The organism is Sphingobacterium sp. LZ11T8 (assembly GCF_024261425.1).
In the GTDB taxonomy this organism is placed as follows: Bacteria; Bacteroidota; Bacteroidia; order Sphingobacteriales; family Sphingobacteriaceae; genus Sphingobacterium.
Genome location: NZ_JANBZY010000003.1, coordinates 197,616 through 209,583 on the forward strand (window position 1 = coordinate 197,616; position 11,968 = coordinate 209,583).

Sequence of the window (11,968 nt, forward strand, 5' to 3'; positions counted from 1 at the left end):
CTGATGTTTATTTTTCTGTTTATATTGGTTCCTTTGGATGAGCAATTTACAACTATTTTCAGAAACTATTTTTGCAATCTGGCCATTATGAACTGAACTACACTACCGAAAACCAAATTTATTAAGTCTAAACGCAACAATTTCATACTTTTGCAAAACTTCTTAACCATCATTTCTGTTATCTTGGTTAAGCTTCCTGTCGATAAACTTGAAAGACAGGCTTTTATATGTTATGGTGGAAAATCTTAGACTTTTTGATCTTGCCTTAAGGCAGGTAAACCTTTTTCCGGACCTCAATATGTTCGCGCATAAAAAAGAGGGGGAATGGAAAACCTTGACTTCTGTAGAATTCTTGGAACAGGTGAACGCGATCTCCAAAGGATTGCTTGAACTTGGTGTTAAACCAAACGACAAAGTTGGATTGATTGCTGATAGTAGCATTGAATGGCATATTGTCGATTTCGCTATCCAACAGATCGGAGCTGTTGTCGTTGCCATCTATCCAAATATCAGTGATTCCGATTATCAGTTCATTTTCAATGATGCTGAAATTAAGCTCTGCATCGTTAGCAATAAAAGCTTATTCCATAGATTGACCCAACTAAATGACTCTATCTATACCCTAAAGTATATTTTCTGCATTGAAAAAAATGAAAATGTACGCAATTGGGATGAATTGAGGACCGTTGGTGCCCATATTCCCGATTCTAAAATTGAAGAACTTAGAGCAAATATCAAACATACCGACTTAGCTACGCTAATCTATACTTCAGGCACCACAGGAAAGCCGAAAGGGGTCATGTTGACCCATCATAACATTATTTCCAATGTGGAAGCAGCAAGAGAGATTACACCTTGTAAGGCCTACGACAGGGCATTGACTTTCCTTCCACCTTGCCATGCCTATGAAAGAATGGTCATCTATACTTATCTGTACATTGGGATCACGGTACATATCGCCGAATCCTTGGACAAAATCGGTCAGAATATCAATGAAGTAAAACCTCATATCATGACTGCCGTTCCGAGGATCTTGGAAAAGGTCTACGAAAAGATCATGAAAACAGGTATGGAACTGACCGGTATGAAGCGCAAGATCTTTGACTGGGCTGTTGAAGTGGCTGAACAATTCGACCCAAATCCAGAAAAAAGGAGTTTCGGCTACAACATCAAGCTAAAGTTGGCAAAAAAACTGGTCCTAGATAAGTGGTACCAAGCATTAGGTGGAGAGTTAAAAACGGTTGCTTCGGGAAGTGCATCGCTACAGGCCAAACTTGCCCGAGTATTCCTCGCTGCGGGAATCCCGCTCTACGAAGGATACGGCATGACTGAAGCTTCCCCCTTGATCTCTGTAAACCATTACCTCAAAGGAATCCGTATCGGAACCGTGGGATTAGCTGTAAAATATGTGGAAATTAAATTGGCGGATGATGGAGAGATCTTGGTCAAAGGTCCCAATGTGATGCAAGGCTATTATAAGAACAGGGAAGAAACGGATAAAACCATTATCGATGGTTGGTTGCATACAGGTGATATTGGCGTTTGGGAAGATGAGGTTTTCTTGAAAATCATCGACCGTAAAAAGGAGATGTTCAAGATTTCTGGAGGTAAGTATGTGGTGCCACAACCTATCGAGAAGAAATTATTGGAATCCAATTACATCGAACAGGCGATGGTGATCGGTGATGGTCAGAAGTTTGCTTCTGCCTTTATTGTGCCTAACTATGCCCACCTACAAGATTGGTCCCGAAATGAAGCTCCTGAATTAAAAGGAATGCCCAAAGACCAGTTCCTGACTGAAACAAAAGTAGTCCGTAAAATCAATAAAGAAGTTCAATTGGCCAACCAACATTTTGGGAACTGGGAACAGATCAAAAAACCGATCATCCTCTCGGATGAGTTCACCATTGAAAACGGAGAACTGACCCCTACCCTTAAAATGAAACGTAAGGTCATTCTGGAAAAATACAAAAAGGAATTTGAGGAATTGTACCATTTGGCAGATTAATAAAATGGTTACTATTTCTTAACATACATCAATCAAGATTTAAATGGATAGGATTAATTTTACCAAAGATTACAAACTATCCATTTAAATTTTTGTTGATTCGGTATGAAAGATAAATTTATCAACCTCCCATTAATTAAGAACGAAGAAAAAAGCAGATTTGAATTAGATGTCGATGGCCATATAACTTTCATTGACTACAAAGAAACAAGCAGTACCGTTGCCCTGATCCATACCGAAGCTCCTTCTGAATTGGCAGGAAGCGGAGCCGCAGCTGCCATTGTAGAAAAAACATTGCAGCACATCAAGGATGCTGGAAAAACAGTCTCTCCCTATTGTCCGTATGTGTTTGCATTCATCAAAAAACATCCCGAATGGAAAGAATTGGTATCACCAAGGTTTCCAAAATTCAATGAATTGTAATTTATTGTTATTCTGAAAGGTTTGAACCAGGATGTTCGGGATTGGAGGATGGACCAAGATCATTGGCGGAATGCCTACCGAATAAATATAAATCAAGTTTTGTAGGGTCGTATCGCATACGCCCGCCCCATATAGGCAAAAAAACAATTAATTTTCCATTTTCCGCTATCATCCTGAGAAGAAAAATTTGGGCTAAATTTATTGGAAGTTGATGACAGCTTGTTGGCAATGAAAATCAATTAGCTCTTTTATTTTTTACATATAGAACCCCTTTGGGGTTCCATTATTTTAGCTGGCATGGCACGTTAGCCTGAAAGTTGCGCAAACCTGATGTTCGATTAATCGAACATCAGTTTTGCGCAACTCCTATATTGTTCAATACTATTGCTAAAATAATTCATCCCCGCTGGGGATGTATGACGGCTAGATATATCTTCTGCTAAATAAACATGGGTTTGGATTGCCATAAACGTGGATCTAACAAACTTGTCATTGGTAGGAACGAATCATTTCGGATAAATGCGAACTTTTAAAATCAAAGACACCCATCATGGTATTGGCGTACAGTTCCTTGACCGAAGGTCAAGGATGACAGGGTCGGTGGGAGGAAAACCGTACAGATTCTTCACTATTCGTTCAGAATCGCAAATGCGCTAGAGAGGGATTCAGAGTAAAACGAAGAATCTATTTTTATTTTTTTAGGAAGATTTGGTCATTCCGAAATCGTAAGATGAGCAAACTATTTTCTATATTTAGGAAGAGCTTTTGAAAACCATACCAGCCCCGTGTGGTTTACACTCCCCACCCCTTGCCTTCCTGTTTTATGCGTGTTTGCGGTTTTTTAATTCCATGAGGTTTTATCGATTTCAAAGCGACCTCATTCGAGGCATATTTTCAAAATTCGCAAAGCATCCCGAATATGTCTCGAATGAGACCAAAAGAATTCCCAATCAGGGACAAAATTTGTCAAAGCCTCCTATGTTCCAAATTATATGTCAAAAAATGAGTAGGAAAATAGCGTTTAATTAGCGTAAAACAAAAAAGAAAGGGAAGCAATCTGGCAATTGCTCCCCTAACTATTAACCAATTATAAACTTAAATTATGAGATAGCAAATATAGTTATTAAAAAGATTATTCCTAATAATATTTGCGTTTTTATGCGGTTTTATTTTAGCGGTCGACTTCACCAAGCACAATATCGATGGAACCTAAAATGGCTATCAGATCAGCGATGAGCACTCCCTTACCAAGCTCTGGCAACACCGAAAGGTTATTGAAGCTGGGTCCTCTAGCCTTCACCCGCTTAGGGATGTCGGTTTTCTCTTGCGTGACAAAATAGAAGCCTAGTTCCCCCTTAGGGTTTTCGGCACGGACATAATATTCCTGCGCTTTCAGGTTTACTTTCTTTGGTACCATGCCACGAGGGTCAAAGTCAGGTGTTCTCTTGAAATCACTCATCAATCTTGGCAAACATTGTTCAATAATCTTGACAGACTCTTTGACCTCATCTACCCTGACCTTATAGCGATCCCAACAATCTCCGACTGCACCCATTTCGCCTTTACCTACAGGGATCTCAAAATCCAACTCCGGATAAACGGAATACCCATCCACCCTTCTCAGGTCCCATTTGATACCTGAGCCGCGCAACATAGGTCCTGAACAGCCATAATTGATGGCTACATCAGCTGGCAGAACGCCAATATTGGCCGTCCGCTGTATAAAAATCTGGTTATTGGACAATAGGTCGTCCAATTCGACCAATTTCGGTTTAAAGTAATTGATAAATTCCAGGCAACGTTCTTCAAAGTTGACCGGGATATCATAGAACAAACCTCCAACCCAGATATAATTATAGAGCATCCTGGAACCGGAAGCCCATTCTAACATATTCATGATATGTTCCCGATCGCGGAAACACCACATAAAAGGTGTAAAAGCTCCAATATCGATCCCATAGGTCCCTATGGCAATCAAATGGGATGCAATACGGTTCAGTTCGGTGACCAAGACACGGATATATTCAATTCTTTTGGGAATTTTATCTTGAATTCCAAGCATACGCTCAACCCCCATCACAAAGGCATGTGCATTGTTCATGGAAGCTAAGTAGTCCAAACGATCGGTGAAGGGAATAGTCTTTCCGTAATTCATGGACTCTGCATGTTTATCAAAGCAACGGTGCAGGTAGCCCATATGTGGAATGATTTCCTTAACGATTTCACCGTCAGTGATCAACTCCAACCTCAAAACACCATGGGTAGATGGATGTTGAGGGCCCAAGTTGATTACCATCTCCTGAGATGAAACCGAATTAATTTTATCCTGATAGTTTTTATTAGCTTGTAGGTATCTTTCGTTCATAACTATTTGATCGGGATATTATGATAAGTTTCAGGATCTTGATAATCTTTACGTAGTGGATACCCCACCCAGTCTTCAGGCATGAGGATGCGTCTCAAATCAGGATGACCTGTAAAGAAAACACCCATCAGGTCATAGGCCTCGCGTTCATGCCAATCCGCTGTTCGCCAAACTTCAGACACAGAAGGAATCTCTGGCAATTCATTCAGGTCTCTTCCGGCATCTAGCGTTACTTTAAGCGTAAGTTGTTTTTGAAAGGGAATGGAAGTTAGGTTATAGACCAGCTCAAAGTATTCTTGCGGAAAATAATCTACTGCCGTGATATTTGCCAGGAAATCAAAATAGCAGTTTTCATTATCCCGGAGAAAAAGACAAACCTCTTTAAGATGTTCAGGTGCAATAAAAAGAGCAGGCTGTAGCCCATGCTCCTGCACATCCTGCACCGCATCGATATGTACGTATTCCTCTAGGTATTTTTTTATTTCTTGGATCATTATCAAGGCGCTAAACGGTTGATCGTCCAATTGCCATCATCCTTTATATAGACAATGCGGTCATGGAGTCTGCTTCCCCTTCCCTGCCAGAACTCAACCCGAACAGGTTTTAACAGGAAACCACCCCAAAATTCCGGTCTTGGGACTTCTTTAATATTTTCCATTTCCTTTTCCACTTCTGCTACTCTTTTTTCCAAAGTTTCCCGATCAGGGATAATGGCACTCTGAGGAGAAGCAATGGCACCGATTTGGCTACCTCTAGGTCTAATGGAGAAGTATTCGTCAGAATCTGCTTTAGGTAATTTTTCGACCTCTGCTTCAAAGCGTACCTGTCTTTGCAATTCAGGCCAGAAAAACAAGGCCGAAACATGTGGGTTCTGGATGATCTCTTGTCCTTTCCTACTGTTGTAGTTGGTAAAAAAACTCAGACCTTCCGTTTTAATGTCCTTTAACAGTACAACTCTGGAAGAGGGATAGCCATTTTCGGAGACCGTAGAAACGACCATGGCAGTCGGTTCAGTGACCTGCGAGGACATGGCTTCATCAAACCATTTTTGGAATTGTTCGATAGGGTTTTTCTGTACGTCCGATTCGCTCAAACTGCTTTTCACATAGTCTTCCCGAATGGCGGCAATTTCTTTATGTTCAATGGACATGGCAAAGGATATTTCCTACAAACTTAACATAATATCCATTTTTTATAGAAAATGAAATGAAAAATTATTGCTATTTTACAGTGGATTAATAATGATATTCTATAAATTTGGTATAAACACATCTATTCTGTTATGTTCAACGAATATATCCCAAAACGCGGCAGTCTAATTTTATCTGAGCCCTTCATGCTGGATCAGAATTTTGAGCGCTCAGTGATCTTGTTGTGCGAGCATGATGAAAACGATGGAACCGTCGGATTGATCCTCAACCATCGCTCCATGCTTATGCTATCGGATGTCCTTGAAGAGGTTGACAATTCTGAAATACCTTTATACTTCGGTGGTCCAGTGGAAGGAAATGCGCTTTTCTTTGTCCACAAGGCCCACGAGAAAATCGAAGGCGGCACCCATATCGTAGATGACCTCTATTGGGGTGGTGACTTTGAACGTTTAAAATATCTGATCAACGAAAATTTGATCAGCAGTGAAGAAGTCAAGATTTTCCTAGGATATTCAGGATGGAGTCCGGGTCAACTTGATGGAGAGATCAAACAGAACTCTTGGGCAGTACATAATTCATTTAATATAGACCTGGCCTTTATTACCGATGGCGAAAATCTTTGGAAGGAAGCCTTGATCAGTATGGGTCCGAAATATGCACATGTTGCAAATTTCCCGAAAAGACCTGAATTCAATTGAAAAACAACAAATAAACATAAATCAACCAACATGAAGAAACACTTCTCAAACGCATTGTTTTTGGCAGCAACTACAGCGTTCGTGGCTTGTTCAGGAGCGAATTCCAACGGTACAGAACCGCAGGATTCAACCGCAGTAGTACAGGACACGACGAAATACCCGCCTGTTGAAACAAAACCAGGAAATACAGATTACAAACCGGCATTTGAGGGTCAAACCCGAATTGCAGGCGTAAAGACTACTTCACCTTATGAAGCTGCGGTGGTTGTTGAAGGTCTAAAAACTCCATGGGGAATTGCAGAGCTCCCAGATGGAAGACTATTGATTACTGAGAAAGAAGGTACCATGCGTATCGTCGACCCGAATGCAAAAACCATCGGTGAAGCGATTACAGGTATTCCAAAAGTAGATTCGCAAGGTCAAGGCGGCTTATTGGGCATCACCCTAGATCCTGACTTTGCCAACAACAGAATGGTTTACTGGACTTTTGCAGAACCTGTTTCAGGGGGCAACCATACTGCCGTAGCCAAAGGTAAGTTATCACAGGATGAAAAAAGCATTGAAGGCGCTAAAGTGATCTACCAAGCCTTGCCAACCTACAACGGTAAGCTGCACTATGGTGGCCGTATCTTATTTGATAAAGAAGGTAATCTATTTGTGTCTACAGGAGAGCGTTCAGACCTTGAAACTCGTCCGCAAGCACAGCAATTAAATTCTGCCCTAGGTAAGATCTTAAGAATCACAACCGATGGTAAACCAGCGGCTGGAAACCCTTTTGCCGGCAAAGGTGATGCAAAACCAGAAATCTACAGTTATGGACATAGAAACGTTCAAGGTTTGGCATTCAACCCCGTTACCGGAGAACTTTGGGACTCAGAATTTGGACCTCGAGGAGGTGATGAAATCAACTTGGTCAAACCAGGAAACAACTATGGCTGGCCTACGATTACCTATGGTATCGAATATAAAGGAGATCAAATCGGTAACCCTCCTATCCAACAAAAGGAAGGTATGGAGCAACCAGTTTATTATTGGGACCCCGTATTGTCACCTAGTGGAATGACCTTCTACACAGGTTCGAATGTTCCTGAATGGCAAAACAACCTATTCATCGGAGGCTTGAGCAGTACGCATATCGCTAGATTGGTCATCAAGGACAACAAAGTTGTTGGCGAAGAAAGATTATTAGCGGATAAAGGTGAACGCTTTAGAGATGTAATCCAAGGTAAAAATGGAGCATTGTACAGCGTTACTGATGGCGGTAAATTATTTAAGATCGACAAAAAGTAAAATTAGAGAATGCCTTGAAAAAGGTGTTTTTGGATAATAAAGAGGGGCGCTTGAAGAGTGCCCCTTTTTTTATTTTTGAACCAGGATGCCCATCGGCTTCGCTCTAGGTACGGGATGGGGGGGATGGACCAAGATCATGGAATGAACCAGGATGCAAAGGATGAGAGGATTAAACAAGAATATATCCGGATTGAAAAATTTGGACTAAATTTAAAGAAAGGTGATGACAGTCTTTTTCCACGAAAACATTTAGGCCCTGAAATTTGAGTTATAGAACCCCTTCGGGGTTCCATTATTTTAGCAAACATGGCACGTTAGTCTAAATGTAGCGAAAAACTGATGTTCGATTAATCGAACATCAGTTTTTCGCTACTCCTATATTGTTTAATATCATTCATGCTAAAATAATTCATCCCCACTGAGGATGTATGGCGGCTAGAAAAATTCTTCGGATAAATAAATATGGAACTGAAGGCTAGAAACACAGTTCTAACAAACTTGTCATTCGTACATAGGAAGGGTCTCCGAATAACTCAGAATTAGTCAAGGAAAGCTAAGAATGGAATTGTCGTGCAGTTCCTTAACCTTCGGATGACAGGATCTGTGAGAGGGAAACCGCACAGATTCTTCACCAAACGTTCAGAATCAGCAAAGGATCTGTTCGGAAAGTATGCTGTAAACCTATGATCAGCCAAATAAGATATTAACTCAGGATTTTATCAAAACCGTATCCAATTAAAATTATTAACATTCATTTTGTAAAATTTTACAATAAAACATATTACTTTCAAATAAATTTAACATATTAGACTCATTATAAGCATTTTTTAATTTGAATATTAATTTTTTTATTTATTTTAGATTAAAATTTAAATATTTATTCATTAGTTTAATTTAATTGAGTTAATTCTTGTGATTGAACTTTGATTTAAGCCTCAAAAATTAACGATGAGATTTTATTAACTCAAACAAACATGAAATTTATTGAAAAGCTATTAGTGAGTCCATCGGGCTTATCTAAAAAAACTGCCAAATCAGCGAAGAAAAAACTTAAATTATTAAAAGCCGTTTATGAACTTGACAATGCTTCGGTAAATGATTTAATGAAGAGTTTGACCTTAAGTTTTCCAACCTTGAACACGTTGATGGTGGAGTTAGTGGAGAAGAAATATCTGAATCAGCACGAACGTGGTGAATCCTTAGGTGGAAGAAAACCTAATTTATACCAATTAAGCGACAGTCTGTTTCGAGTTCTGACCATAGAAATCAACCGCAGGTCTATTCGTATCGCTCTGGTAGACAACAATTGCAACATTCTCAATATTCCGCAGCAATTTCAATTTGAAATCTCTACGGACCTAAAGGAACTGCCTGCCTTTTTGATCATTGTTAAAAAATACATCAAGGATCAAAAACTGGACATGGAGCAAGTATCTGGGATATCTATTTCTATGCCGGGGCTAATTGACCGTTACTCAGGTGAGAACTTCACTTATTTTTACGAAGCAGGATTCAACCTAGAGAACCATCTGGAACATGAGTTCAACAAGAGAACCAAGGTTATCAATGATGCCAAGGCTGCAACCTTGGCAGAGAAATTCTACGGAAAACTGAAGCGGAAAAGGGATGCTTTAGTGATCCGTTTAGATTGGGGAATTTCCTTGGGGATAGTCTCCAATGGGGAAATCTATTTGGGTAAAGATGGATTCTCCGGTGAAATGGGCCATATCAGTTTTGTCAACGATGGCGAGTTATGCTACTGCGGCAAGCGTGGCTGTCTGGAAACCTTGGTTTCCGGTACTGCGCTGGTAAACAAGGCTACCCGGGACATTGAAGCTGGCATCCCTACCCTAATCGTATCAAAATATGAAAATTTGCAGCTGACACCTGAACATATTATCCAGGCTGCCATGGATGGTGATCAATATGCCATTCAGCTGATTTCTGAACTGGGCAGCAAACTAGGCAGGGCAATATCCCTTTTTATGCAAGTTTTCAACCCCGAAACTATTGTGCTTTCTGGAAGCTTTGCCAGAACCTCTATGCTCATGATTACTCCGATCCAACAACAGATCCAGACCTATTCCATGAGCAAGATCGCGACAGGGTGCAGCCTACAGGTTTCTACCTTGGGCGACAATGGGTTATCCTTTGCCTTGGCAAGACATTTTGTGAACTGCTATTTTGAGGAACGCATCGGTAGGAATTAAGGAATGGTTAGCTGAATATTAATCTTTAACATTCAGCACTTCTTTTATATTCAAAATCTTTTGGATTCAGGGCAATCTTAATACCTTTGCGTATAATTTCAAAATATGAGTACACAGCTATCCAAGTACAGCGTCCTATTCTGGGCCACTGTGCTTATGGTCTTCAGCTCCTGTAAGACCACATTTTACCAAGCAGCTGTATCAAACAAACAAATGTTGGCAATCAACAATCAGATTGCGGAAGATACAGCGATTACAAATTACATTTTACCCTATAAGAACCAACTTGAGGATAAGATGAACGAGGTATTGGGATATGCACCAGAGGCACTGATAAAAAACCGCAATCTTCCTGAGTCAGAATTGAGCAACTTCTTTTCAGATGCGCTATTGGCCATCGGCAAAAAAGTCGACCCGGAGGTAGTATTTTCCATGGCTACCAAAGACGGTATCCGTTCTGGCATCAAACAGGGCAATGTGACCGTAGGTTCTATTTTTGAGGTCATGCCATTCGAGAATTACATTACCATATTGGAACTTAAGGGAACGGATGTTCAGGTATTGGCAGATTTTATTGCCGAAACCAATGGTCAGCCCTTAGGGAATGTTGAACAGGTCATAAAGGACAAGAAAATCCAAAGTTTCAAGATTGGCGGGAAAGATATCGATCCTAATAAAACCTATAAGTTGGTCACTTACGACTTCATTGCCAACGGAGGTGATCTCGTTAGAGGGCTCAACAGTCCCATCAGTAAGAATGTTACTGCAGAAAGAGTGCGCGAAGCTTTGATCAGCTATGTACAGGAATTAACAAAAGAAGGTAAAAAAGTAGAAGCAAAATTAGATGGAAGAGTTAAGATCATTGAATAGAAGGAGCTTTTTAAAAAGCGTAATGGCTTTGGGAGCAACCGCATCCTTGAGTTCCATTCCATTTGTAGGCTATAGTAAATCTAAAGAAGTAAAGATTACCTTTCTACATACGAACGATGTACATAGCCGTATTGAACCTTATCCCATGGATGGGTCAAGGTTACAAGGTTTAGGCGGAGTGGCCCGAAGAAGCACCCTCATCCAGAAGATCCGTTCGGAAGAAAAGAACGTGCTGTTATTTGATGCAGGAGATATGTTTCAGGGCACGCCCTATTTCAATGTTTTTGATGGCAAGGTAGAACTTGAACTCATGTCGAAATTAGGATATGATGCAGGAACATTCGGTAACCATGAGTTTGACAATGGATTACCGGGATTACTTAAGCATTTTGACAAGGCGAACTTCCCTTTTGTCACTTCCAACTATGATTTTACGGGAACCATTATGGAAGGAAAAACCAAGGACTATCTGGTGTTCGAGCGAGATTCTGTAAAAATCGGTGTTTTTGGAGTCGGTGTAGACTTAAAAGGTATGGTTGATCCGCGAAGCTATGCAGGTGTTAAGATTTCAGATCCGATCGAGGTCGCCGCTAAATATACACAGAAGTTAAAAAACGAGTTGAAGTGTGACCTGATTATCTGCCTTTCGCATATTGGCTACAACTACGATACGGAAAAAGTATCAGATTTGATGCTGGCAAAGAATTCAAGGCATATTGACCTGATCATAGGTGGGCATACCCATACTTTCTTGGACAAACCGACTGAGGTGAAGAATCTGGACAACCAGATAACCTTGGTAAACCAAACGGGCTTTTCTGGGGTTAACTTAGGCAGGATAGATTTTATTCTTGACAAAAAGAAAGGGACGAAGCGAAGTATAGCAACGACCTATAGCATAGACAAAAGATTAGACAACCTAGCAAGCAGGATTGCTTAGATAAAACACACTA

The 11,968-nt window shown here is 40.5% G+C and carries 10 protein-coding genes; 7 read left to right on the forward strand and 3 right to left on the reverse strand.

Annotated elements, in window-relative coordinates; translation table 11 throughout:
• The first annotated feature begins 232 nt into the window (after positions 1-232).
• Together NLF99_RS09045 and NLF99_RS09050 are read left to right on the forward strand one after the other, a co-directional pair.
• Positions 233-2,008, forward strand: a complete 1,776-nt coding sequence (locus NLF99_RS09045; RefSeq protein ID WP_254527839.1) for a long-chain fatty acid--CoA ligase — start codon at positions 233-235, stop codon at positions 2,006-2,008.
• Positions 2,009-2,113: 105 nt separating this feature from the next.
• Positions 2,114-2,431 (forward strand): GNAT family N-acetyltransferase, encoded by a 318-nt coding sequence (locus NLF99_RS09050; protein WP_254527841.1) that lies wholly within the window; start codon positions 2,114-2,116, stop codon positions 2,429-2,431.
• 1,171 nt (positions 2,432-3,602) lie between these two features.
• Here NLF99_RS09050 and NLF99_RS09055 read toward each other — a convergent pair.
• From NLF99_RS09055 to pdxH, 3 genes are read right to left on the reverse strand one after another with little or no spacing between them, the layout of a single operon-like run.
• Positions 3,603-4,796: an NADH-quinone oxidoreductase subunit D gene (locus tag NLF99_RS09055; RefSeq protein WP_254527850.1), complete on the reverse strand. Its 1,194-nt coding sequence runs from the start codon at positions 4,794-4,796 to the stop codon at positions 3,603-3,605.
• A 2-nt stretch (positions 4,797-4,798) separates the two neighbouring features.
• A complete protein-coding gene (locus NLF99_RS09060) occupies positions 4,799-5,290 on the reverse strand; it encodes an NADH-quinone oxidoreductase subunit C (RefSeq protein ID WP_302328325.1) in 492 nt (163 codons plus the stop codon).
• A gap of 2 nt (positions 5,291-5,292) precedes the next feature.
• Positions 5,293-5,946: a pyridoxamine 5'-phosphate oxidase gene (gene pdxH, locus NLF99_RS09065; RefSeq protein WP_185218395.1), complete on the reverse strand. Its 654-nt coding sequence runs from the start codon at positions 5,944-5,946 to the stop codon at positions 5,293-5,295.
• A 186-nt stretch (positions 5,947-6,132) separates the two neighbouring features.
• On the opposite strand from pdxH, the gene NLF99_RS09070 reads away from it, so the two are divergent.
• The 5 genes from NLF99_RS09070 to NLF99_RS09090 all read left to right on the forward strand — a co-directional run bounded on the left by NLF99_RS09070 (position 6,133) and on the right by NLF99_RS09090 (position 11,955).
• Entirely contained in the window at positions 6,133-6,645 is a 513-nt protein-coding gene (locus NLF99_RS09070) for a YqgE/AlgH family protein (RefSeq protein WP_237219560.1), read from the forward strand.
• 30 nt (positions 6,646-6,675) lie between these two features.
• A complete protein-coding gene (locus tag NLF99_RS09075; protein WP_254527852.1) occupies positions 6,676-7,935 on the forward strand; it encodes a PQQ-dependent sugar dehydrogenase in 1,260 nt (419 codons plus the stop codon).
• A 974-nt stretch (positions 7,936-8,909) separates the two neighbouring features.
• A complete protein-coding gene (locus tag NLF99_RS09080; protein ID WP_254527854.1) occupies positions 8,910-10,145 on the forward strand; it encodes an ROK family protein in 1,236 nt (411 codons plus the stop codon).
• Between the two features lie 105 nt (positions 10,146-10,250).
• Complete coding sequence (locus NLF99_RS09085) at positions 10,251-11,015, forward strand: 5'-nucleotidase C-terminal domain-containing protein (protein ID WP_237235631.1); 765 nt, start codon at positions 10,251-10,253, stop codon at positions 11,013-11,015.
• On the forward strand, positions 10,990-11,955 hold the full coding sequence (locus NLF99_RS09090; RefSeq protein WP_185213687.1) for a bifunctional UDP-sugar hydrolase/5'-nucleotidase: 966 nt from the start codon (positions 10,990-10,992) through the stop codon (positions 11,953-11,955). The genes NLF99_RS09085 and NLF99_RS09090 overlap by 26 nt, the downstream gene beginning before the upstream one ends.
• Positions 11,956-11,968 lie beyond the last annotated feature (13 nt).

Coding starts and splice junctions, on each gene's coding strand:
- NLF99_RS09075 (WP_254527852.1), top strand. CDS start 6,676: ATGAAGAAACACTTCTCAAACGCATTGTTTTTGGCAGCAACTACAGCG.
- NLF99_RS09060 (WP_302328325.1), bottom strand. CDS start 5,290: ATGATCCAAGAAATAAAAAAATACCTAGAGGAATACGTACATATCGAT.
- NLF99_RS09085 (WP_237235631.1), top strand. CDS start 10,251: ATGAGTACACAGCTATCCAAGTACAGCGTCCTATTCTGGGCCACTGTG.
- NLF99_RS09070 (WP_237219560.1), top strand. CDS start 6,133: ATGCTGGATCAGAATTTTGAGCGCTCAGTGATCTTGTTGTGCGAGCAT.
- NLF99_RS09055 (WP_254527850.1), bottom strand. CDS start 4,796: ATGAACGAAAGATACCTACAAGCTAATAAAAACTATCAGGATAAAATT.
- NLF99_RS09090 (WP_185213687.1), top strand. CDS start 10,990: ATGGAAGAGTTAAGATCATTGAATAGAAGGAGCTTTTTAAAAAGCGTA.
- pdxH (WP_185218395.1), bottom strand. CDS start 5,946: ATGTCCATTGAACATAAAGAAATTGCCGCCATTCGGGAAGACTATGTG.
- NLF99_RS09045 (WP_254527839.1), top strand. CDS start 233: ATGGTGGAAAATCTTAGACTTTTTGATCTTGCCTTAAGGCAGGTAAAC.
- NLF99_RS09050 (WP_254527841.1), top strand. CDS start 2,114: ATGAAAGATAAATTTATCAACCTCCCATTAATTAAGAACGAAGAAAAA.
- NLF99_RS09080 (WP_254527854.1), top strand. CDS start 8,910: ATGAAATTTATTGAAAAGCTATTAGTGAGTCCATCGGGCTTATCTAAA.